The sequence below is a fragment of the Vibrio sp. SCSIO 43009 genome (genome assembly GCF_023716525.1).
GTDB lineage: Bacteria > Pseudomonadota > Gammaproteobacteria > Enterobacterales > Vibrionaceae > Vibrio > Vibrio alginolyticus.
On the sequence record NZ_CP071842.1, the window covers coordinates 1,035,909 to 1,056,180 of the forward strand.

The 20,272-nt window shown below is 47.3% G+C and carries 28 protein-coding genes; 23 read left to right on the top strand and 5 right to left on the bottom strand.

Features of this window, described 5'->3' with window-relative positions; translation table 11 throughout:
- The first annotated feature begins 2 nt into the window (after positions 1-2).
- The 4 genes from J4N43_RS04875 to J4N43_RS04890 are packed head-to-tail and all read left to right on the top strand — an operon-like array spanning position 3 to position 3,524.
- Positions 3-230 carry a hypothetical protein gene (locus J4N43_RS04875; protein WP_025587969.1) on the top strand — a complete coding sequence of 76 codons (228 nt, stop codon included), beginning with the start codon at positions 3-5 and terminating at the stop codon, positions 228-230.
- A complete protein-coding gene (locus J4N43_RS04880) occupies positions 227-460 on the top strand; it encodes a hypothetical protein (RefSeq protein ID WP_193289515.1) in 234 nt (77 codons plus the stop codon). The genes J4N43_RS04875 and J4N43_RS04880 overlap by 4 nt, the downstream gene beginning before the upstream one ends.
- Positions 457-885, top strand: coding sequence for a hypothetical protein (locus tag J4N43_RS04885; RefSeq protein ID WP_252094143.1), 429 nt, complete (start codon positions 457-459; stop codon positions 883-885). Before J4N43_RS04880 ends, J4N43_RS04885 begins: the two co-directional genes overlap by 4 nt.
- Before the next feature lie 8 nt (positions 886-893).
- Complete coding sequence (locus J4N43_RS04890) at positions 894-3,524, top strand: replication endonuclease (protein ID WP_503064186.1); 2,631 nt, start codon at positions 894-896, stop codon at positions 3,522-3,524.
- Between the two features lie 30 nt (positions 3,525-3,554).
- On the opposite strand, the gene J4N43_RS04895 is transcribed toward J4N43_RS04890, so the two are convergent.
- A complete protein-coding gene (locus J4N43_RS04895; protein WP_109168551.1) occupies positions 3,555-3,977 on the bottom strand; it encodes a hypothetical protein in 423 nt (140 codons plus the stop codon).
- Positions 3,967-4,764 (bottom strand): hypothetical protein, encoded by a 798-nt coding sequence (locus tag J4N43_RS04900; protein ID WP_109168550.1) that lies wholly within the window; start codon positions 4,762-4,764, stop codon positions 3,967-3,969. The genes J4N43_RS04895 and J4N43_RS04900 overlap by 11 nt, the downstream gene beginning before the upstream one ends.
- Positions 4,765-5,133: 369 nt before the next feature.
- On the opposite strand from J4N43_RS04900, the gene J4N43_RS04905 reads away from it, so the two are divergent.
- The gene (locus J4N43_RS04905; protein ID WP_252094144.1) at positions 5,134-5,439 is read left to right on the top strand and encodes a hypothetical protein; all 306 of its coding nucleotides are present in this window, start codon (positions 5,134-5,136) and stop codon (positions 5,437-5,439) included.
- Here the strand turns inward: J4N43_RS04905 and J4N43_RS04910 are convergent.
- From J4N43_RS04910 to J4N43_RS04920, 3 genes are all read right to left on the bottom strand, one after another.
- A complete protein-coding gene (locus J4N43_RS04910; RefSeq protein ID WP_109168548.1) occupies positions 5,434-5,685 on the bottom strand; it encodes an Ogr/Delta-like zinc finger protein in 252 nt (83 codons plus the stop codon). The genes J4N43_RS04905 and J4N43_RS04910 overlap by 6 nt on opposite strands.
- Before the next feature lie 77 nt (positions 5,686-5,762).
- On the bottom strand, positions 5,763-6,791 hold the full coding sequence (locus J4N43_RS04915) for a phage portal protein (RefSeq protein ID WP_252094145.1): 1,029 nt from the start codon (positions 6,789-6,791) through the stop codon (positions 5,763-5,765).
- The gene (locus J4N43_RS04920; protein WP_252094146.1) at positions 6,788-8,560 is read right to left on the bottom strand and encodes a terminase large subunit domain-containing protein; all 1,773 of its coding nucleotides are present in this window, start codon (positions 8,558-8,560) and stop codon (positions 6,788-6,790) included. Before J4N43_RS04920 ends, J4N43_RS04915 begins: the two co-directional genes overlap by 4 nt.
- 166 nt (positions 8,561-8,726) lie before the next feature.
- Between J4N43_RS04920 and J4N43_RS04925 the strand changes: the two genes are divergently transcribed.
- From J4N43_RS04925 to J4N43_RS05010, 18 genes are all read left to right on the top strand, one after another.
- The gene (locus J4N43_RS04925; protein ID WP_252094147.1) at positions 8,727-9,584 is read left to right on the top strand and encodes a GPO family capsid scaffolding protein; all 858 of its coding nucleotides are present in this window, start codon (positions 8,727-8,729) and stop codon (positions 9,582-9,584) included.
- On the top strand, positions 9,584-10,588 hold the full coding sequence (locus J4N43_RS04930; RefSeq protein WP_252094148.1) for a phage major capsid protein, P2 family: 1,005 nt from the start codon (positions 9,584-9,586) through the stop codon (positions 10,586-10,588). Before J4N43_RS04925 ends, J4N43_RS04930 begins: the two co-directional genes overlap by 1 nt.
- A gap of 10 nt (positions 10,589-10,598) precedes the next feature.
- Positions 10,599-11,315: a phage terminase small subunit gene (gene gpM / locus J4N43_RS04935; RefSeq protein ID WP_252094149.1), complete on the top strand. Its 717-nt coding sequence runs from the start codon at positions 10,599-10,601 to the stop codon at positions 11,313-11,315.
- A gap of 114 nt (positions 11,316-11,429) precedes the next feature.
- The gene (locus J4N43_RS04940; RefSeq protein ID WP_045588186.1) at positions 11,430-11,849 is read left to right on the top strand and encodes a head completion/stabilization protein; all 420 of its coding nucleotides are present in this window, start codon (positions 11,430-11,432) and stop codon (positions 11,847-11,849) included.
- The gene (locus J4N43_RS04945) at positions 11,846-12,337 is read left to right on the top strand and encodes a phage tail protein (protein ID WP_252094150.1); all 492 of its coding nucleotides are present in this window, start codon (positions 11,846-11,848) and stop codon (positions 12,335-12,337) included. Before J4N43_RS04940 ends, J4N43_RS04945 begins: the two co-directional genes overlap by 4 nt.
- Positions 12,321-12,977, top strand: a complete 657-nt coding sequence (locus J4N43_RS04950; protein ID WP_025605250.1) for a hypothetical protein — start codon at positions 12,321-12,323, stop codon at positions 12,975-12,977. Before J4N43_RS04945 ends, J4N43_RS04950 begins: the two co-directional genes overlap by 17 nt.
- Before the next feature lie 3 nt (positions 12,978-12,980).
- Positions 12,981-14,111 carry a DUF2586 domain-containing protein gene (locus J4N43_RS04955; protein ID WP_140345058.1) on the top strand — a complete coding sequence of 377 codons (1,131 nt, stop codon included), beginning with the start codon at positions 12,981-12,983 and terminating at the stop codon, positions 14,109-14,111.
- A gap of 3 nt (positions 14,112-14,114) precedes the next feature.
- Entirely contained in the window at positions 14,115-14,564 is a 450-nt protein-coding gene (locus J4N43_RS04960; RefSeq protein ID WP_025605246.1) for a phage protein, read from the top strand.
- A gap of 12 nt (positions 14,565-14,576) precedes the next feature.
- Positions 14,577-14,795 (top strand): TraR/DksA C4-type zinc finger protein, encoded by a 219-nt coding sequence (locus tag J4N43_RS04965; RefSeq protein ID WP_252094169.1) that lies wholly within the window; start codon positions 14,577-14,579, stop codon positions 14,793-14,795.
- The gene (locus J4N43_RS04970; protein ID WP_252094151.1) at positions 14,792-15,289 is read left to right on the top strand and encodes a hypothetical protein; all 498 of its coding nucleotides are present in this window, start codon (positions 14,792-14,794) and stop codon (positions 15,287-15,289) included. The genes J4N43_RS04965 and J4N43_RS04970 overlap by 4 nt, the downstream gene beginning before the upstream one ends.
- Entirely contained in the window at positions 15,286-15,516 is a 231-nt protein-coding gene (locus J4N43_RS04975; RefSeq protein WP_031429740.1) for a hypothetical protein, read from the top strand. Before J4N43_RS04970 ends, J4N43_RS04975 begins: the two co-directional genes overlap by 4 nt.
- A 2-nt stretch (positions 15,517-15,518) precedes the next feature.
- Complete coding sequence (locus tag J4N43_RS04980; protein WP_045607483.1) at positions 15,519-15,803, top strand: hypothetical protein; 285 nt, start codon at positions 15,519-15,521, stop codon at positions 15,801-15,803.
- On the top strand, positions 15,800-16,063 hold the full coding sequence (locus tag J4N43_RS04985) for a putative phage tail assembly chaperone (protein ID WP_031429742.1): 264 nt from the start codon (positions 15,800-15,802) through the stop codon (positions 16,061-16,063). Before J4N43_RS04980 ends, J4N43_RS04985 begins: the two co-directional genes overlap by 4 nt.
- A gap of 41 nt (positions 16,064-16,104) precedes the next feature.
- Positions 16,105-16,245 (top strand): DUF6890 family protein, encoded by a 141-nt coding sequence (locus tag J4N43_RS04990; protein WP_162836293.1) that lies wholly within the window; start codon positions 16,105-16,107, stop codon positions 16,243-16,245.
- 11 nt (positions 16,246-16,256) lie between these two features.
- Entirely contained in the window at positions 16,257-18,143 is a 1,887-nt protein-coding gene (locus tag J4N43_RS04995; RefSeq protein ID WP_252094152.1) for a phage tail tape measure protein, read from the top strand.
- Positions 18,143-18,484, top strand: coding sequence for a DUF2590 family protein (locus J4N43_RS05000; protein WP_025589745.1), 342 nt, complete (start codon positions 18,143-18,145; stop codon positions 18,482-18,484). Before J4N43_RS04995 ends, J4N43_RS05000 begins: the two co-directional genes overlap by 1 nt.
- Complete coding sequence (locus tag J4N43_RS05005; RefSeq protein WP_252094153.1) at positions 18,484-19,671, top strand: baseplate J/gp47 family protein; 1,188 nt, start codon at positions 18,484-18,486, stop codon at positions 19,669-19,671. Before J4N43_RS05000 ends, J4N43_RS05005 begins: the two co-directional genes overlap by 1 nt.
- On the top strand, positions 19,658-20,260 hold the full coding sequence (locus J4N43_RS05010) for a phage tail protein (RefSeq protein ID WP_052131904.1): 603 nt from the start codon (positions 19,658-19,660) through the stop codon (positions 20,258-20,260). The genes J4N43_RS05005 and J4N43_RS05010 overlap by 14 nt, the downstream gene beginning before the upstream one ends.
- Positions 20,261-20,272 lie beyond the last annotated feature (12 nt).

Sequence of the window (20,272 nt, forward strand, 5' to 3'; positions counted from 1 at the left end):
AAATGGAATACGCAGCAATCATGCTTTGTCCAGATGGCGGCGTTGTTCGCCATGAAGACACTCAAGAAGTTGCCAATGTAATGGTTGGCGACTTCGAATCACTAGACCAGGCAATCGAGCAGGCATGCATTTCTCTTAGTTGTACTCACCTAACCAAAGGTGTGTTGAGCAAAGGAAACGGTAAAGGCGGCTTTATGTTGGTGACCACTCAGGAACTGGAGGCGGTATGAAATACAAGAAGATTACTTCCCTCTCTGTAGATGAAGACAAAATCCAAGTCTTTGAAGGAAGAACGGCGACATTCGAAAAATGCGCGGTTGCTTACTTTGCTGGACCAGAAGGTTGGGGTGTAACCATGAATATTCAGATTGAAGAGTTGGAAAGCTTCGTTAATGAGCCAGATTGGCAAAAGCGGTTTGTTGAATTTGCGAAAGAAAAATTAGGGATGGTAGCAGCATGAGATCAGATTACATCTACGAACTAGACGGTCATAAAGGTCAATCCGCGATCGCGAAAGCGTTTGGCGTTCCACTGGGTACTTTGAAATCACGCCTACGTAACGGCAAAACCATCCGTGAAGCGGTTCATTTTGTTGATGGCCGTGAGAACAATTGCGGCGTTGCTACTCACGAGTGGAAGGGCATTAAAGGTATCGACAATATCGCTAAAGCGATTGGTACCACGCACACCACAATCTACAAGCATTTGAAAGCAGGTTGCACTCTGGATGAAGCGGTCGCAAAAGTTCAGAAAAGCCATAAGCGAGCAGAGCAAGTTCGCAAACTTCGCGCTAAATCAATAGCCAAACCAATTGAACAGGTTGGCATCAAGAAACCAACGGACATTAGCCCGCTTTGGCGTGTTGCTTTAGGTTTTGGTGGATAAAAACAATCGTGTCGAAGTACCTAAGCGAACCAACAGAAATCGAACTATTAGACTTAGATAAGTTCGGTTTTGACCATGACTACAAACGTGCTGCTTCTCTGGCTTGTCAAAGTTGGGGAAGTTTGCACGTTTTTCCGCAAGCGCCAAAAACACTAGCGGATGCTTGCTTTGGTGCAAGACGTTTTGATGAGTCGCAAGAACCTGACGACCTGAGCGTACTCGAACGTAAACTATTCGAAGCAAACCCAGATGATTTTGAGTGGGCAAAAGACAAAATCCATGGCCTGCCAGACTATTTAACCAAGTACTTTGTGACTCGATACATTTCAGTTTTCGAAAAGAAAGGTCGTAGAGAAGCAAACATCTTTTTGCGTGAGCGCATGGGGCCAGCAGCTGATCGCGCCGTTATGGTATTACGCAAATACAAAAAGCTACCAACAACCCAAAAGGTTGCTTTGCTCAGTGAAGAATTAGATAACACTGACCAAAGTGACTTTACGTCTGCACACCCAGAGATAGCAAAACCTCAACTTCGCTTTGATTTCGACAAGGCGGAGAAAAACCGCAAGCCAGTGAAAAGCCGTATCTTGGCAGAGCTAGAACAAGATGAACTCAAAGAAATGGCGTTCAAGATTGGCAAAATCATGAATGCTCGTTTCCAAATTATCTCTTCTAAGTTGGCAAGCATTACTGAAGCTGAGCTGGAAAAAGACGATACGTTCTGTCCTGTCGTTGAAGGTTACCATCAGTTAGCGGCTTTCACTTCTCTGTTTGGCATCAAGCCGCCTTGTAAATACAAGAAGCAAAATGAGCTTTCCGCTCTGCAAGACATCTCGCGCATGATTAGCGAAAAGTGGTGGCTTGGTCGTTTGGTTAAAGCTCGCAAAATTATGCGTGAGCACCTAGCCATTGCAATGGGGCAAGTATCTTCAAAAGCTTCTGCTTATGCGTCTTGGGATTGCGTTCGTGAGCACCAGGAGCAACAAAAGCGCAACTGGGAATACATCAAGCAGTGTGAACTCTTTGACGAAGAAACCGAAGATAAAGCCGACCTAGCCGAAATGGTTCTGAAAAGCGTGTCTAATCCTGCGATTCGCCGTCATGAACTGATGGTGCGTTGTCGTGGTTGTGAAGACATCGGCAATGAATTGGGTTTGCAAGGCTTGTTCCTTACTTTGACCACGCCCTCGAAGTACCACAACTCCTACAAGAAAGGCGGTTTCATTGAGCATTGGAATGGTGCGAGCCCTCGAGAGGCGCAAGCGTACTTAAACAATGCTTGGCAGCGTATCCGCGCTAAGTTAGGTCGTGAAGAAATCCGCTGGTTTGGCGTACGTGTTGCTGAGCCACATCATGACGGCACACCACACTGGCATTTGCTGATCTGGGTAAAACCAGAAGAAGTGGCGCAGGTGCGTGACATCTTTATTTCGTACGCTACCCAAGAAGACCGCGCAGAACTGCACCCGCAATACGAAAAGGAAAAGCAAAAGCCATTTCGTAAGTGTGCTTATGTTGGTCCTATGGATTACCGCCCACGTTGTGACTTTGGTTACATCGACCCAGAGAAAGGCACAGCAACAGGCTACATCGCGAAATACATTTCTAAGAACATCGACGGCTTTGCTATGGACGATGAAGTGTCCGACGAAACAGGCAAATCAGTCAAAGACATGGCGAAGAACGTCAGCGCATGGAAAAGCCGCTGGGCGATTCGCCAGTTTCAATTTTTTGGTGGTGCGCCGGTTACGACTTACCGAGAGCTGCGCCGCTTCGCGAGCCAAAACAAAAAAGCCTTTATGGAGTACCTCTTCATGCAAGTGCGAGAGGATTTGCTTGCTATGTACATTAAGCTACAGCGTGACCTAGTTGGACCTATCAAGCCTAGTAAGCTGATTTCTAATAAAGAGTTAATAAAAGTAATAGGGGATAGTTTCCAAGCAAGTTTAAACACTGATGATTCAAGCATCACAGAAACTTTAAAAGCCGCAGATCATGGTAATTGGCAAGGCTACATAATGGGGCAGGGTGGACCATTCGTTAAGCGCGAAGATTTGCTGATCACTAACTCATATCAAGTACTTCCTTTCGCATCACCTCACGGTGAAGACGTGCGCAAGGTGGAAGGTTTCCAAACACCGGAAGCGATCGTGAAAACTCGCACTAAGGTCTGGACGATTCAGAAGAAATCAAAAGTTATCGCAGAAGCAGAAGCGATCACCCAAGGGAGCGCAGCGACCGCTATTGGAGCCTCTGGCTCCTCTCGGAGTTCTGTCAATAACTGTACGGAGCATCGCGAGGTACAGGTCAGCGATCAGCTAACCCGAATTTTAGACCCGGTGAATAGTCGGGCGAATAACCCGCCAAATATTGATGAAACGGCACTGGCCGCACTGCTAAAAGGCAGTTCAATTCGCATCGACGATGCAACCAGTATTCAAATCCGCCCTGCGGAGGTAGACGAACACGGGAATATACGTCCGGCACAGCTGGTCGAGGTAAGCCGTGCGCCTGCAGATGATCTTAAATGGATGGATTTCGAAGGTTGGGACAAGGTATTCGCCCAACCAGAACAGCAAGAGTATCAACAACCAGACCTGTCGTTCTTCCCTGATGGGGACGACTGGCCGTTGGTTTAGATTAAATCAACTAGCCAGTAAGCTAGTAGTTTATGGATTTTTTGATTGAGAATTCGGAGTAACTGAAGCTTGCATTTTTGAGCACTGAACTAAAAACTTATCCAGAGAGTCTGCTGTTGATTTCGCTTGAGTACTAGAAAATGATTCGTCTAAGTTGTAGTCAGCTTTTTTTCGCAAAGTTTTATAAATTTCTAAGAACGTTTTTAGCCGTCTTAGGTCATTCTTATCATACGGCTCATTTTGCTTTGCATCATAAGATACTAAGTAGTGCTTAAGTGATTCGTGACACCCGACACCTTGAATAGGTACCGGGTCGCAAGTCAATATTTCTAAAACACCGTGATACATACCATAGTAACTTCTACTGATTATGTTTCTGAACTCAATTTCAGTTGTAGCACTAGACAATGACTGTTTGACTAAAGTATTAAAATTTTGAGCGTTAACCGACATTTCGTAACCTCGTTGCAAGAGTCGGTGTATCATCACCGACTAGTTCGAAGTGTGTTATACATTTAATATCGTCAAGGTCAGCCTCAACTAATTCGCCTGACAAATCCCAGTTCAAATCGAACAGTTGTTCAGGTTCGCACTCAACGTAAATCGTTAGCGTTGCGTGTCCTGACTCTGGTGGTATATCTAATAAAGTGCCGTTAAGCACAACGCCCTTGTGAGTTTCTGCAACTCTTGCAGCGATTAAAGATAAGTCGGTAATTGTGTTTGATGAAACGTCAAACCTTGCTTCAATATCACGCATAATCATGCGTCTAACTCCCGTACCTTTTTGAATTCGCGTCAACAACTCGTTTTGTTGAGTTCTTGATAGCCACTCTACTAATTTGGCATCTAGACCAAAGTCATTGAACAAAAAGTTAGTACTTACAATGTTCTCTACATCATATTCATCTGCACATTCTAGTGGCATACGCTTCACTATTTCGTAAGCTACAGTAGGCATACCGAGATAGAGCATTGTCCAGATTAAGTTGGAAGATACAAAAGATTCATGCGCGTATGAACGAGATATACTCATAGCTTTATCTTTTACTTCATCCAATCTATCAGCGGCACAATATACGAGAACTTCAATTAAAGAAGATTCTTCAATACTTGGAAGATTTAAAGCTTCTCTCTTATACGTGGCAAACTCAATATCGTTCAGCTTTTCATCGCTAAAGATAACTGCGCGTAATTCATCGAGTAATTCGTTGGTTCGTGATTTTGCAACAGATTCAGTCAAGGTTGAGCCCCAAGTTAAGAACTAAAAAGTAAATATAAATATAATTTTTAAGAGACGAAACTATACCCCAGTTGAAATCTTCAAACAATGTGCACATTGTCAAAAATTAACCAATATGCGACAACATTCATCAATATGCGCCATGTGTCAATGGCTATTATAGTCCACTCCCACCAAAACTATTCACAATTCTAAAAGTGTATTTTCTGTGAGTTTGATCACGTTTCTAAGACCTTGCGCGATCTGGAACCTAAGTTAGCTTGGTTTGGTAAACAACGCATTTGCCCATTTAGGAAATGCTTTACCGCCTGTTTTAATGATGTAGCAGCGTGATTTCTATTAACTCGAAGTAAAAAAGGAAAATTCTTAATGAGTGAATTATGTCTAAAAACTACTGTAGAAACCTGTATGGATATACAGTATTATTTCCGAATTCAGTGGTTAGGGGGTGCTATGTTGTTGAAAAATGAGAATGAATTACAACAAGCGTTAGACATCATTATTGATGGAATAGCAGTGTCAAATGCAAAACCGGAAATGATAGCAATGGGCGTAAAGATGATGAACATGGTGCTGGCGAACTACCAGGGAGAAATCGACGAGAAGAAGAGAAAAGCCATTCAGTCGATAATCCAAATGGCTGTGGAAGTAGATAGTCCGGTATTTTCTTTATAATATCGCAAGCTGTTGCTTGAGTGATTGCCGCTGTTCTGGCGGCAACGCTTTCACCAGATTAAAAGCCAGTTGGCTTGTCGTTTTTGCCGATGGACTCAACGTATGGCTATAAGACAAATTCATCACAAATGTGTGTCCACATTCTGGGTCACTGCAGCTGCAATACAAATCTGAATGACTGTTGGTTAAGCGGTTGGATTTTTGGATTCGGCTTTTGCTACCACACTCCGGGCACAACACTCTCATATAAAATACCTAGCTTATTGACTGACTTGATAATCATACGCCAAAAGGCTGGTTTTTTATACAGCTTGGAGAGGGGTTTACGCCGTATCTCCATGTATTAAATTAAAATTAAGTCGCAAATGCTTAGGTACCTCTGGGTCTGAGTTCACCTCATCCATAATCAGCTCACATACAGGAATGATCTCATCCTTAGCGTATTCACTGCCTATCTTCGTTGGGTCGCCTAAACTGGTCGTGCCCTGCGGAATAATGCCAGCTTTACCCACCGGGAAGCGGTGGCCGACAAGAATGTCCTGCGCGGTAATATTTTTGATGCGCTCAAACTCATCTTTGGTGGCGATATCACCAACCGGAATCAGCTGAATCCCTTTCTCTTTGCCGTTCGGAATATTCACAAACATACTGCGGAAGTTACCCACGCCTTTAGAGCTGGCGATCTTCTGCTTCAACATTTCTTCATCTTCTTCACTCAAGTTTGGGTCGGTGGCGTAGAAGATAAAGCCCATATGTGCGCCGTTCTTGTAATAGCGGCGTCGGAACAAGGTCGCGTCTTTATTTAGCAAGCTGCTCTGAATGCTGCCTAAGTAATCCGCCAAACCATAGATTTGCTGCTGCGGGTCATACTGAGGCAAGAAAATCACATCTTCCTTTTTATATTCGCGTTGCTGGTTGTCGCGTTCCAGAATGACAAAGTTGCCGTTTTTGCGTCGGCGAAGGTACATGCCAGGTAATGGATGCAAGCGAACCACACGTTTGAAACCATCACGGATTTTTAGAAATGCAGCATCGCCAAAGGTGAAGTAATCACGGCAAAAAGCTTGAATATGTCGGCGGCGGGTTGCGCCTCCACTTTGGAAGCGTCCGGCTACATAATTAGCACGAGCTATCAACAGTGAACCATGATAGGCGTTGGCACGAGCAATATCCGCTAAGCCACTGCGTGAAATCGGAGGTTCCCAATAGTTATCAGCATCGTTGTAGAACAAATCTGAATAGGTGGTCATCCAACTGTTTGAGTCGATGGACTCTGGTGAGGAGTCGATGTGATAGACCGACTCTGGCGCGTGTTCTTCTTGTTTGACTAAAGTTGTGGTTTGTTCGGTCATGCTGCAGTGGCCCAGGTTGATTTAGTTGGTGTTGAGTGATCTAACGGTTCGTTAGATACGGCGTGAGAAATCGCCCAGAATGCATCGGCGTGTCCGGTCGTTTCACTGCGTTCGGCTTTAAAGGTCATGGCGTTACCGCTGGCGGTTGGGACGCGCTTAATCGCCATAAACGCCATGGCAATGTCTTTATGTTCGGCATCGAACTGCAGGCGTTTGGCTTCTACTACATCAATCATCTTCATGACCAGACGGTTCTTGTTTTCGTTGCTGTAGTGGATGGCGTGAGCTTCACGTGGGTATTTCTTAGAAATTAAGTCCCAAACACCGCCGCCAATGCCCGTGGTGTCGACCCCGATGTAAGTCACTTTGTAGCGCTGAAATACTTTGTCTATTTCCGCAACGTGATATTGGAAGTTAAGCCCTTTCCAATAGTGCTTCTCGAGCACACGGAATTTTTCACCCGCGACGACAGGCGGAGCGACAACCACCAAGCAGGCATTGTCTCGGGTTCGGCTTGGGTCGTAACCCAACCAAACTTCGCGATTGGCAAAAGGTCGTTTGTTATTTGGTTTGTAGTCCTGCCAGTGAGCAGCATCCACCATGCCTTTTTCGAGGTCAGAGAATTTGAATACAGACAACGAACCGTCGACAAACACACACATAAACAGGTTTTTGAAGTCATCATCACTGTATTCGTCGCGCAGTTCGTCAATGTCAAACAGGTCACAACCACCGTTTGCCGCATCTTCAATGGTGACAACATAACGCCACTGTTTGTCGGGGCAGAGTCGCCCGCCGTCTCGGAATTCATCAAAAGTCGGGAATTCGACGTGGGCACGAGAGTCTTTACCTTTGCGCCACTGGTCACCAGTCCAGAACGGGTAAGCCTGGTGCATTTTCGACGATGGCGTAGAAAAGTAAGTTTTGCGCCACTTCTTATGCGTTGCCATTGCCGAAGCCAGTTTGTTCAGCTCGTCGAACTTAGGTATCCAGAAATATTCATCGACATACACGTGGCCGTGGTAACTCTGTGCGGTTTTACTGTTCGTGGACAAAAAGCGCAGTTCGGCGCCATTGGAAAGAATAATCGGGTTGCCGGTTAACTCGATGTCTAAGAACTCTTTACCAATCGCAATGATGTAGCTGCGGAAAACCTCAGCCTGTGCTCGTGATGCAGAAAGAAAGATTTGGTTGTCACCAGTAAGAATCGCATCTTCTAAGGCTTCACCACTGAAATAGTAGGTAGCGCCTATCTGGCGAGATTTCAGAATATTACGAATACGCTGTTTGATGTTATTGCGCATCGTGTGCTGGTATTCGAAAAGGGATTCGTGCCAGCCTTTAAAGTCATCTTCTGTCAGGTGCTCAATGCTGTTCTTCTTACGGCTACTTTTGCGGTTACCGTTACTGCTGCTTTTAGAAGAGTCACCATTACTCTTTGGTGAGCTGTCTGGCGAAAGGTGTCGCTCTGCTTTGGCTTTTGCATCAGCGTGAGCTTTTAACAGCTTAACGTGGTGATCGATAAGCTTGTCCATTTCCTTGAGCTGCTGATCGGTTTTCTCATCCTTATCTATCAGCACCGCCAAACGGCGGTTAATCATTTCCTCAACAGAAAGTTCATTCAGCAACAAAGCCCAGCCGAATTTCTCCGCCCAGGTATAAAGGATGCGCTCACTATTAAGGTTCAGTTGCGCCGCAATTTCTTTCGGAGGAACACCGCGTAAATAGAGCTTTTTCGCGGCTTCTCTTATTTCATCTGAATATGCCATAGCTGCATCATACGCGCCGAAAACTTGCAGATGACCTAGATAAATTCCTGAAAATTCTAGTTTTGATTAAATCCGAATTGGCAGGAATTGAAGTGGCTGAAAGCCGTTATTCAAAGGCGTATTGTTTGCTCACACCGATATGTGAATGACAAGTTTGAGTACCAAAATGCCAAAGATTAGTGACTGGAAAATCATTGCTACTGAGGGGCCAACCGTAGACGGGCGCAAAATTACCCGTGATTGGATTGAGCAAATGGCGGCAAGCTATGACCCGAAAGAGTACACCGCGCTAATCTGGCCAGAACACCGTCGATTTTATGGCTACGGTGAAAACTGGGGCAATGTTGCTGAGCTTAAAGCTGAAGAAGAAGACGGCAAATTACGTCTGTTCGCGAAGCTTGAGCCAAACGAATACATGCTTGAAGCCAACCGCAAAAAGCAAAAGCTGTTCACATCAATCGAGCCAAATCCCGATTACAAGGGCGAAGGGCGTTGCTATTTAATGGGCCTAGCTGCGACTGACTCCCCAGCCTCCACAGGTACCTCGCTCCTTCAATTCTCTCGTCAATCTGGCGAAACCACCGAATTAGAGTGCAGTGCATTGGAAGAAGTCGATTTTTCCGAGTGCTTCACGCGCAAAGACCGCTTTTTCGCGGCATTCAATGAATTTTTCTCTTCTGGCGATGAAGTGCCAGAAACTCCATCAATAGACGAGGATACCGAAGTGACTGAAGAGCAACTTAAAGCAGCACTGAAAGAACAGTTTGCTGCATTCAAAGGCGAGTTCAAGCAAGAACTGAAAGAAGAGTTCAACTTGCAAGGCGAACCAGAAACACCAGAGACAGAAGAGCAGGGCACAACTGTTGAGCAGTTCTCTGCCACTCTGGACGAAAAGCTAAAACCGTTAACTGAGAAAGTGAACGGTCTCGAAACCAAATTCGCTGAACTTTCACAAGAAGTACCAGGCCAAGAGCCGAACCCGTCGGGTACCAGTGAGAAGTTCTCATCTGAGGAGATTTTTTAATGCTGAATGCACTATCTACCACCTACCTACAAGAGTTTTGTGCAGCGACGTTAGCAGCGGCAAATGCTCCGCAGGGTACTCAGTCATTTAACCTGACGCCACCAATGGAAACCAAACTTCGCCAGGCGATCATGGAGTCGGATGCTTTCCTCGGCATGGTCTCATTGCTGCCAGTTCAGCAAATTAAAGGTCAGGTTGTTGATGTGGGTGATGATGGCCTGTCTACAGGTCGTAAAGACAGTGGTCGCTTTAGCGTTGAAGTTGGTCAAAGTGGTAATACTTACGAGCTGACTAAGACCGATTCTGGCGCACATATCTTGTGGGAAACCATGACTCAGTGGGCAAACTCAGGCTCAAAAGGTCAGTGGTTGACCATGATGAAAAACGCCATCTCTCGCCGTTTCGCATTAGACATGTTGCGCGTTGGCTTTAATGGTACGTCTATCGCAGCTAACACAGACCCAGTCGCTAACCCGCTTGGTCAGGATGTTAACAAAGGTTGGTTAACCATCGCCAAAGAGAAGAAAGCGAGCCAAGTTCTTGCATCTGCTCAACTCGACCCAACAGGCGCAACCGCAGATTCTTACAAAAACCTAGATTCGCTGGTTCAAGACCTGATTAATACAACGATTGCACCAGAGCACCGCCAAGACCCTGATCTAGTGGTTCTCGTCGGTTCCAACCTGGTCGCAGCAGAACAGCATCGTTTACTGGAATCAGCAAACACGCCAACCGAACACAAAGCTGCGCAGCAGTTAGCCAAAACCATTGCGGGTAAACAGGCCTATACACCGCCTTTCTTCCCTGCCGATGCGGTGTGGGTAACTAACACTAAGAACCTGCAAATTCTTACCCAAGAAGGTACGCAGTGGCGCAAGCAGAAGAATGACGAAGACGAGCTTCGCTTCAAGCAAAACCATATCCGTATGGAAGGTTATGCAATCGGCAACCTGAACAAGTTCGCTGCGATTGAAGCGGTAACCGTTGTTGAGCCTGCAGCTTAAGGAGTGACGCATGGTTAGCCCATTAGCAAAACAGCGTCGACAGCTCATTGAAAAGCAGGCTAACCAGTCTGCACCGGGAGTGAGTTCTGGTGCAGATACCGACAGCCTGCACATCAAGCTGATTGAGTTTGAAGAAGACCGCAAGTATTTGCGCTCTTTAAATGCCATCGCTGATCGAATTAAGCACAAGCGTGAAGTACTGGTACCGAAGTACAAGCCGTATGTTCAGGCCTACTTAGAAAGTGGTGAAGCGTTCGAAAACCCAATCTTTACCAACTTGGTGGTTTGGCTATTCGACATTAAAGAGCTGGATACCGCAATCGAATGGTGCATGAAAGCCATTGAGCTCGACTTACCAACGCCAGAGAACTTCCGCCGTGACTGGCCGACGTTCTGTGCTGACGAAGTGTTGGCATGGGCGGAGAAAGAATCGGAACGTGGTAATTCAATCGAGCCTTATTTCTCTCAGGTATTTGAAAAGGTCGAGAAAGACTGGCGCTTGCACGAGAAGGTTCACGCAAAGTGGTACAAGTTCGCGGGTTTATACCTGATTCGAAATGAAGAAGGCCAGCCGCAAGCTACTGCCATCGGCAACGTGGAAACGTTGGAAAAAGCTTTGGCTCTGCTTCAACACGCGCACGATAAGAACAGCAAAGTGGGTGTGGGTACCCAAATCAAAAAGATTGAATCTCGTATTCGCGCCATTAACGAAGGCAAGAATCTGTAAAGACTCCTACGCCACCGCGCCTCGGCTGGTGAGGTAAGAGAAGCCAATCGGCTAACTCGATACCGTCGACCCAGTGGCTAGAGGCGCCCTAATTTAAATAAGCAAGGAACTGTTATGAGCTTTGGCGGAAATGTTAACAGCGCAGTCGATATCGCCATACCAGGTGAAGGATGGCCCGATTTATCTACGGATGAATTCCGCAGTTTACGCCGTGTTCCCCATACGTTTGATAACGACTCTTTGAACTACGCGGTGACCATCGCCGCGCTAAATATTCAGGAACGACTGGAAAGCCTGATTGTAGATGGCGAAAAGCCAGTGCTGAGCAATCCGAAAATCATGCTCTACAAACGTGCGGTTTATGGTCGGGCTCATGCAGAACTGATGAAAGAGTTTGCGACTCAAGACCGCCGAAAAGAAGGTGAAAGCGTGGCAACGGATGAACCGGAACAAGAGGCACGTTTTCTCGCCCAGAGTAACAAAGATGTGCGTGCGCTCCTTGGGCGCAGTGCGAATGGGATTGACTCGATATGAGCGAAACCACTTACAACAAAACCAAGCTGGAACACCTGACGGATTACATCGTCAGTCACCTGAATTCCAATGTGCTCGATAACAAAATCGATGCCTGGCAGGAAAATGGCTCCATCGTGCCAAACGGTGAAGACCGAGGGAACGGCGGTTATATCGCTTGTCATTGGAAGTACAACGCAGTGATCAGTATTGAAGAGTTTCCGCACCGACTTCTGGACCCTCGCTGTTTACTTGCTTTGGTTGCCTGTTGGCTGAGCGATTACGACACCACGCGTAATGAAGATGAGTTAGGCGACCCAGACCTTTCGGTTGATGTGATAAACAGTGAGGTAGCCGACGTTGCCATTGAATTGGAAATGATGGAGCCGATTGAGCTGATCCCTGACCCCGCGGGAATGATCACTTGGCGAGGGGAAACCTACCGAGTGCAGGCCGTTGAAATCTACACCGCAGAAGAAGCGGAGTTGGTGAATGAAGCCGCAAATTAAGGTCAATGAGCGCGATGTGCTCAACATGCAGGAAAAGCTGGCCATGCTGGCTCTGCCACCTAAAAAGCGAGTCTGGATACTGAAAACCCTTGGCCGTTGGGAAACGACCAATACCAGAAAGCGCATTCGTTCCCAAAAAGACGTTAACGGACGCGCTCTGCAACCAAAGAAAGGAAAGAAGAAAGGCAAGGTTTTAAAGCGGATGGCAAAGGGCTTAACGCCTTATGTGAGAAACGCCAACCAGCTTGATTTGACTTGGAGTAACAAGTTAACCGCAAAAATCGCAGCAAGGCACCACCTTGGTCAAAAGCAAAAAATGACCAAGCGCCAAATGCAAAAGCGATGGGGCAAACCGGATTACTCAGCACCTTGTACCAAGGGGCAAGCGAGAAAGCTAAGAGAACTGGGTTACACGGTACCGAGAAAAAGCGGCAAAGGACGAAAGAAAGCCAGCTTACGTGAGTTGATGGCAACTATCACCCATGGACAAGCAGGACAGCTCATTCGAGAACTCTCTAATCAGCCAAATATCACCAGTTGGGATATTCCATTAGCAGAGCGTCAGATTCTCGGTAGTAAAGAACGTGAAGTGAACCGCCAGCTCATCAAGATATTTGAGCAGGCAAAACAGAGGAAATAACCAATGGCAACCGGAAAGGTAGAGGTTAACAATCTCAATTTGGCACAAGGCGGTATCCCTGAGATAGAACGTCACGTGCTTTTCATAGGGCGTACTGACAAGGCAGAACTGCAAGGCAAAGTGACCCGCATTAATAACATGACCAACCTTGACGAAGTTGTTGCCGATGATGCGCTTGGTCTGAACGTGAAAGCCGCCCAGCTTAACGGCAAACAAAACTGGACGGGTGCGATTGTTGGCTTAGATGCAGACGATACCTGGCAAGACGCTGTTGATCTGGCGAACCGGACTGACTCATTCGAAGGCATTGCCATTTGTGACCCAGTCACGGTCAAAACTCAGTTTGATGATATGCAGTCGAAAGCAACCGAGCTGACTAGCAAACTTGGTCGTTGGGTGTTCTTCCTCGCCGCTTGTGCGGGCATTGATTCAACCCCTGATACAGGCCAAACGTGGGCAGAGTACGAAACCGCCATGCTTGACCTGGTGAAAGATGTTTCTGCAAACCTTGTGACGCCCGTTCCTCAGCTTAACGGCAATAACGTGGGTGTACTTGCTGGGCGTCTATGTGATCGAAACGTCACGGTAGCAGACAGCCCGATGCGTGTGGCAACAGGCTCAGTATTGAGTTTGGGAGACATGCCAACGGACAGCGCAGGCAAAGCATTAGAGATGAGCACCATCGCTACGCTGGCAGACGCACGTTACTCACTGCCGCAATGGTATGCCGATTTAGAAGGGGTGTACTGGTCGGACGCAACCACATTGGAAGCCAAAGGCGGCGATTATCAGTACCTCGAATACGTTCGCCCGGTGCACAAGCTTAACCGTCGTGTGCGTATCAAAGCGATTCGCCGTATTGCCGACCGCATTCTTAACTCAACGCCTGCAAGCATTGAGCTGAACCGCACTTACTTCCGCAAAGATATGCGTGATATGTCGAAAACGACAGAAGTTGGTGGCATTACCTTCCCTGGTGAAATCATGCCGCCAGAAGACGGTGACGTCACCATTCAGTGGGTAACCAAAACCAAAGTGTCGATCGGTTTGATGGTTCGCCCTCATAACTGCCCGAAACACATCGTGGTCAACATCGCGCTTGATCTTACTAACCCTGCAGATTTGGAGGCGTAATCCATGAGAATTTCTGGCAAGAACATGCATTTCTCTTTGGGTGACTACAAGCTCAAAGCACAAAAAGTCTCGTTATCCATTACCGATAATTCCGCCGTCAATAAAACCTCTGGTGTGCCAGATGGTTACGTCGACGGAGATGTTGAGGCTAGTGGTGAAATGGAGCTGACCACGCAGCAATTTAACCTGCTCAGCAAAGCCGCTAAACAAGCCGGATCTTGGCGTGGAATGCCTGATTTTGACGCGCTGTTCTACGGCAAGATTGATAAAGATGAGCTCAAAATTGAAGCCTTCGGATGTCGTATCAAAATCTCTGACCTACTTGATGCCGATTCGAATGGAGGTAGTGCATTAGTTCACAAGTTGCCGTTCGAGGTGACAAGCCCAGACTTTGTCAGCATCAACGGTGTGCCGTACCTGCGTCCGGATGAAACCGAAGATTTGGTTCAATAACAAGGAGGCATGATGGCAGATGTTATCGACCATGCCTGCGGTCTTGAAACCCAATTCACAGAAGTGGCGCTTGCCAACCAACTGGCAAGGGCTAAGCGAATTGAAGAACGGGAAAGCGCACATGAATGCGGCGAATGTGGCGACTCAATCCCAGAAAAACGCCGCCAAAAAGTACCAGGTTGCATCTACTGCACCCAGTGTCAAAGCGAATTGGAGCGAATGACCCGATGAATTTAGCAAAGCTCTTTGTTGAGAAAATCATGAAGCCAGTCCTTGACCACTTAGATATGGCATCCGGTGGTAAAGGCACAATGAACACTCAAGCGGCCATTAATCTGATCCTGATGATTATTGCTCATGAGTCTGGAAAGTTTACTTACTCAAAACAAGTGCGTGGTCCTGCATTGGGCTTTACCCAAATGGAACCAGCCACCTTCAACTGGCTTGTCGAGTGGTTAGGTAACAGTCGCCCTCACTTGTTGGATGCACTGTCGATGTTTTGCCCCGTTGAGCACTTAGACCCTCGTTACATGGTGGTTTCACCCGAGTTCGCAGTGGCAACCGCACGACTCAATTTAATTCGGTTCCCAGAAGCCTTGCCAGAAGCCGATGACCTAGAAGGTTTGGCTCGGTACGCGAAGAAGTACTGGAACACAAGCGCAGGTAAAGCAACAGCAGAAGATTACCTACAGGCATATCAATCCCTAATCGGAGAAGCAGCATGAATTTCTTAACTGGAATCGTTGGCAAGACATTGTTGGAAGTACTGAAAGGTCTGTTCTTTCAAATCAGTTGGTCAATCATCCTTGAACGTTTCGCCACACGCTCAGTGGTGTGGGGCTTAGAAACCCTAAAAGGCTTAACTAGCAATGATGTGATGCAAGAAACCGTGGACGACATCATCAACGCATTACAAGGCAAACGCTTAAAAGAAATTCCACAGAAGGAATAGTGATGGATTCATCATGGATATCGGCGATTGTGGCAACGATAGCGCTGCTTATCGCCATCATCAATGTGGTTTTCGGCAGAACGGATAAAGGGCAAAGCACCGCCCGAGACCATGACCGTCGTATCCATGCCAATGAGCTAGCCACTGAGCGACTGCGCGGTGATGTCGCTGAGAAGTACGCCACCAAGCACGAACTACGGGAAGCCGTAGATGATTTGAAAGATTCTATTAACGGACGATTCGACCGTTTAGAAACCAAGTTAGATAAAGAGAGAGATGTAGCATGAGCAAACAAATTGCACTAACGGTTGGTGATGCAGATATCACGTTCGTCCCAACAGAAGCAGATTACAACGACTACATGAACGCATTGGCACAGGGGGAAATCGTGAACTCTGCGCATAACTTTCTGATGAACACCGTTACAGAAGAAAGCAAAGAAGTATTCCGTGAACTGACGAACGAGAACCCAGGTGCAGCAATTCAGGTTGTGGGTGAAGTTCTCAAGGAATACACGCCGAAGCTGCAAATCAAAGTAAAAAAATAGATGCCCTTGTTCGGGCTATGGACTCCAACGAGCTCGAACAAATGCTCACCTGGCGCCGTAAGTGGTTGCCGGGTGAGACAGACAGCGAAGAGAACCTTGCAAGGGCCATTTGGTTAGAGCGTCAGTATTGGGAAAACATGCAAGCTGCTACCGCTAACGGGGTTGCCAAGGCGTTTAGCTGATAAGGAACACGATGTTACCAGAAGCACTCAGATTTCAAGTTGGATTGATTGACCAGATTTCTAAACCTCTGGGCAATATTCAACGCAATTTGAATGATGTCACCAATACCTACCGTCAGGGTACTCATACCATGATGGCAGGAGCGGCAGGCATGGTGGGTGCTGGTTTTGCATTGCAACAAGCCTTGATGCCAGCGATTGAGATGGACAGGGCATTAGGTGAAGTGAAATCACTTGGTGTTGCCGATGACCAGCTAAAAACCCTTACCCAAACAGCAATGAAGTTTTCGGTTGAATACGGTAAGTCGGCCACTGAATTTGTGGCGGCTTCGTATGATATCAAATCTGCTATGGGGGATATGACAGGCGATGAACTGGCGGGTGTCACAAGAAGCTCGGCTATTTTAGCCGCTGCGACTAAAGCAGATACGGCCACCATTACCAACTACATGGGTACCATGTACTCGGTTTTTAAAGACCAAGCCGATCGGATTGGTAAAGACAACTGGGCTGAACAAGTTGCAGGTATGACCGCAAAATCTGTCGAGAGGTTCAAAACCACGGGTCAAGGAATGTCGGATGCGTTTAAAGGTGTTGGCGCATTAGGTAAAACTCACGGCGTAGCCATTCAGGAGCAAATGGCTGTGCTTGGCCTGCTGCAAGGTTCTATGACTGGTAGTGAAGCGGGAACTCGTTATAAAGCCTTTATGAGCGGCGTGGTAAAAGCGCAAGACAAGCTAGGCATGGCGTTTACCGACAGCAACGGGAAGATGCTGCCAATGTTCGACATTATGTCGAAACTACGCAACCAATTCGGTGATTTAGATTCACTGGAAATTGATCAAATTAAGCAAGCTTTCGGCTCGGATGAAGCCGTACTGCTTATCACCGACTTGATAGGTAAAACGGGTGAGCTGCAATCAAGCGTCAAAGACCTAAATGATGCCAGTAACTTAAATACGGCAATTAACATGGCTGGAGCGATGACCGACCAATGGGAACGACTCGAACAAGGCGTGTTTGCGGTTCGAACTGCTTTTGGTGCGGCGTTGTTGCCTGCTCTCTTGCCAGTGATTTCGAGCTTGGCCGATGGTGCGATAGAAATCATCGAATGGACAGAGATGTTCCCGAACCTGACAAAGTACATTGGTTTTGCTGCCATGGCGATTTTAGGTGCAGCAGCAGCAGGTGGTGCTTTTACCTTAATGATGGGTGTCGGTAAACAAGCCATGGCGACTTATATGCTCACCATGAAGATGTTTACAGGGGTGAACTTTTTACTAACCAAAGGAATGGCAGCGCTTCGCGTTGCAATGCTAGCGGCAAACATCGCAATGATGGCGAACCCCATTGGATTCATTGTTGGTGCTGTAGTTGCCGCAATCGCCGCAGTTGGTGCGTTGATTTTCTACTGGGATGATTTGAAAGCCTCGTTTGGTGACACAACATGGTTTCAAGTACTAGAAGGGGCAATCACTTTAATCACACTTCCATTCAGAGCCATGTTTGAGTTCATCAAGGCAGGTTGGCAATGGGTCATGAGCGGCTTTACCGATACGAGTGGATTTGCCTTTATCGGTGATATGGCCAACTCAATTAGGGAAGTTTTTTCCGGAGTGTTCAATTGGATTACCCAGAGCCTAGCGGGAATTTGGGACTCAGTAAAAGGACTCATTGATTGGATACCAGGCTTCGGCGGTGATGATGAAACTACCCAAGTGAAATCGAAGTCCGTTCAAAGCGCTACGCCTCGTGCACAAATTCAACCAGGTGGCGCAGCTAAGAACATTGCCAGCTACCAAACCAGCTCAACCAACTACGGTGGTGTGGCGATTTATCCAACCTACATGAACAGCCCGCAAGACATGGCTAGTGAACTAGAAATGGCGGCAGGCTAATGGCGGATTACAAATACCAAGACATTTTGATTGAGAACGGGGATGTGGTGCTCGATGCAGGCCGCAACCCAATCTTGATTCAAGACCGAGCGGTTATCGCCCAAGACATCAAACACGCCATCATCGAGAGCAACTTAGCGGTGGATTTAATCGCTGAGCGAAGCCCGTCAAAGAAAGCCGATATTCGCACCAAGCTGGAATTGCTAGTTGAAGAAGACGTTCGATTGGTACCAGGTACCGTGCGTTTGGATGAACCGACCGAGGGCACGATTTATGTGTTTGCCGACACCATGGACTTTGGCGAGTTGCAATTAGAGATAGTGAATAACGGAGAGCGTTAATGACTGATATTCCAAAACCAGACTATTCCGAACTGGTGAAGCAATCCGGTATCCCAACCGATGAAGCTGGGTGGAAGAAAGTACTCAAAGAGGAGATGGATAAAGAAGGTTCCATCATCTCAAACGACTCGCCGTTTTCTCCATTTTGGCGACTCATTGAAGCCACCGTAGTGAAAGTCACGATGTGGCTCATCAATACCTTATTGGTTGGTTACGTCTTACCGAACATGTTTGTCGCAACGGCCGTAGACCAATGGCTCGACTTGTTGGCGTGGCAATGCAAACTCACCCGCAAAGGGGCAACCAAAGCCAAAGGCATGATCGCCTTTCAACGTTCCGCGGCTAAAGGCCCTGCGTTGGTGATCCCCAAAGATACATGGGTTCAAACCGAACCGATAAACGGCACGATTTATCGAGTGAAGGTACTTGCCGATACGACGATGCCAGAAAACGAAACCATGGTGATGGTAGAAGTCGAGGCGGAGAACGAGGGCGCGGCTTACAACCTAGGTGAAGGGTATTACCACATTTTGCCAACAGCCATTCCGGGCATTGGTGCAGTGACCAACCCTGCCGAATGGTTGAATGAAGCAGGGGCAGACAAAGAGAGTAATGACGAACTCCGCCTACGTATTCGTAACCAGTGGAGCGCAGTCGCAAGATGGCACATTGATGCGGCTTACCGTTCACTGCTCACCAGTCGAGCAGGAATCAACGACGACAATGTGTATTTTGAGCATAACGCACCGCGTGGCCCAGGTACCGCAAACGCGCTCATCCTTTTAGACACTGGTGAACCATCGGCAGAAATGTTGGCGGATTTGAATGAGTACATCCGTGTCGAAGGTCAGCACGGCCATGGTGATGATCTGCAAGTGCTCGCCATGCCAGAAACGACACACGATATTGCCTGTCGGGTTTGGCCGCTGCGTTCACTAACGATGGGAGACCGAGACGCGCTACGCGTAAAAGTGGAGCAGTTCATTGGTGCGGCTTTCCGTGAGAACACCGACTACTCGCCAACGGTCACTAATCCGGTTATTCGATTCAGTTTCTCAAGGTTAGGGCAGGAGCTGCATGCGCAGTTCTCTGAGATTGAATCCCTCGAATTTGATAACGCCGACATCATCAACAATCTGACGGTACCGCGAATTAATTCTCTGGGGGTGACGATTGAAAATTCCTGAGATTAATCTGCGTTACTGGATGGGCCGAGGCGAGCTGGCTAAGTTCGCCCGAGCCATGCGCAATTACTGGGAACATGTAAGAGCGGCATTCGAAATGCCACTGCAGCAGCATGATCCGTTAACCGCCCCAATGGCATTGGTGAACATTCTTGCCTGGCAACGTGAAATAGAACGCTTAGGCCAAGAGCCGGAAGCCCTGTTTCGAATTCGGGTGGCTCATGCATACGGGTTTGCGCGTGACGCAGGCACGATAGCAGGCTGGGAAGATATGTTCGCCAAGTTGGGCTATCCGCACATCGGGCAAGACGAGCGGTTAGCTAATGTAGATTGGGATGTAATCAGTCTAAAAATCCGCGACGGCGATTTAACCAATGTCCCTAAGTTGTTAGATACCGTCATTAGACAGTACGGGCGCACTTGCCGCCGATATCAATACACCAGTTATGTTGAAATGCCGTTGGCCGCTCGAAGCAAGAACGTCGAAGCGCAATACACAACGTCGCACGTTAAGACCAGGCTCAACGTTGGCATGCTTCCAAGTGTGCTGAACGTCGACTGCGAATATTACCAAGCCACAGTGAAGGGTTAAGGAATTACTAAA

What these genes read in the sequence shown, in the direction of transcription:
- J4N43_RS04875 (WP_025587969.1), top strand. Translation starts at nt 3, where the DNA reads ATGGAATACGCAGCAATCATGCTTTGTCCAGATGGCGGCGTTGTTCGC.
- J4N43_RS04880 (WP_193289515.1), top strand. Translation starts at nt 227, where the DNA reads ATGAAATACAAGAAGATTACTTCCCTCTCTGTAGATGAAGACAAAATC.
- J4N43_RS04885 (WP_252094143.1), top strand. Translation starts at nt 457, where the DNA reads ATGAGATCAGATTACATCTACGAACTAGACGGTCATAAAGGTCAATCC.
- J4N43_RS04895 (WP_109168551.1), bottom strand. Translation starts at nt 3,977, where the DNA reads ATGTCGGTTAACGCTCAAAATTTTAATACTTTAGTCAAACAGTCATTG.
- J4N43_RS04905 (WP_252094144.1), top strand. Translation starts at nt 5,134, where the DNA reads ATGAGTGAATTATGTCTAAAAACTACTGTAGAAACCTGTATGGATATA.
- J4N43_RS04910 (WP_109168548.1), bottom strand. Translation starts at nt 5,685, where the DNA reads ATGAGAGTGTTGTGCCCGGAGTGTGGTAGCAAAAGCCGAATCCAAAAA.
- J4N43_RS04915 (WP_252094145.1), bottom strand. Translation starts at nt 6,791, where the DNA reads ATGACCGAACAAACCACAACTTTAGTCAAACAAGAAGAACACGCGCCA.
- J4N43_RS04920 (WP_252094146.1), bottom strand. Translation starts at nt 8,560, where the DNA reads ATGGCATATTCAGATGAAATAAGAGAAGCCGCGAAAAAGCTCTATTTA.
- J4N43_RS04925 (WP_252094147.1), top strand. Translation starts at nt 8,727, where the DNA reads ATGCCAAAGATTAGTGACTGGAAAATCATTGCTACTGAGGGGCCAACC.
- J4N43_RS04930 (WP_252094148.1), top strand. Translation starts at nt 9,584, where the DNA reads ATGCTGAATGCACTATCTACCACCTACCTACAAGAGTTTTGTGCAGCG.
- gpM (WP_252094149.1), top strand. Translation starts at nt 10,599, where the DNA reads ATGGTTAGCCCATTAGCAAAACAGCGTCGACAGCTCATTGAAAAGCAG.
- J4N43_RS04940 (WP_045588186.1), top strand. Translation starts at nt 11,430, where the DNA reads ATGAGCTTTGGCGGAAATGTTAACAGCGCAGTCGATATCGCCATACCA.
- J4N43_RS04945 (WP_252094150.1), top strand. Translation starts at nt 11,846, where the DNA reads ATGAGCGAAACCACTTACAACAAAACCAAGCTGGAACACCTGACGGAT.
- J4N43_RS04950 (WP_025605250.1), top strand. Translation starts at nt 12,321, where the DNA reads ATGAAGCCGCAAATTAAGGTCAATGAGCGCGATGTGCTCAACATGCAG.
- J4N43_RS04955 (WP_140345058.1), top strand. Translation starts at nt 12,981, where the DNA reads ATGGCAACCGGAAAGGTAGAGGTTAACAATCTCAATTTGGCACAAGGC.
- J4N43_RS04960 (WP_025605246.1), top strand. Translation starts at nt 14,115, where the DNA reads ATGAGAATTTCTGGCAAGAACATGCATTTCTCTTTGGGTGACTACAAG.
- J4N43_RS04965 (WP_252094169.1), top strand. Translation starts at nt 14,577, where the DNA reads ATGGCAGATGTTATCGACCATGCCTGCGGTCTTGAAACCCAATTCACA.
- J4N43_RS04970 (WP_252094151.1), top strand. Translation starts at nt 14,792, where the DNA reads ATGAATTTAGCAAAGCTCTTTGTTGAGAAAATCATGAAGCCAGTCCTT.
- J4N43_RS04975 (WP_031429740.1), top strand. Translation starts at nt 15,286, where the DNA reads ATGAATTTCTTAACTGGAATCGTTGGCAAGACATTGTTGGAAGTACTG.
- J4N43_RS04980 (WP_045607483.1), top strand. Translation starts at nt 15,519, where the DNA reads ATGGATTCATCATGGATATCGGCGATTGTGGCAACGATAGCGCTGCTT.
- J4N43_RS04985 (WP_031429742.1), top strand. Translation starts at nt 15,800, where the DNA reads ATGAGCAAACAAATTGCACTAACGGTTGGTGATGCAGATATCACGTTC.
- J4N43_RS04990 (WP_162836293.1), top strand. Translation starts at nt 16,105, where the DNA reads ATGCTCACCTGGCGCCGTAAGTGGTTGCCGGGTGAGACAGACAGCGAA.
- J4N43_RS04995 (WP_252094152.1), top strand. Translation starts at nt 16,257, where the DNA reads ATGTTACCAGAAGCACTCAGATTTCAAGTTGGATTGATTGACCAGATT.
- J4N43_RS05000 (WP_025589745.1), top strand. Translation starts at nt 18,143, where the DNA reads ATGGCGGATTACAAATACCAAGACATTTTGATTGAGAACGGGGATGTG.
- J4N43_RS05005 (WP_252094153.1), top strand. Translation starts at nt 18,484, where the DNA reads ATGACTGATATTCCAAAACCAGACTATTCCGAACTGGTGAAGCAATCC.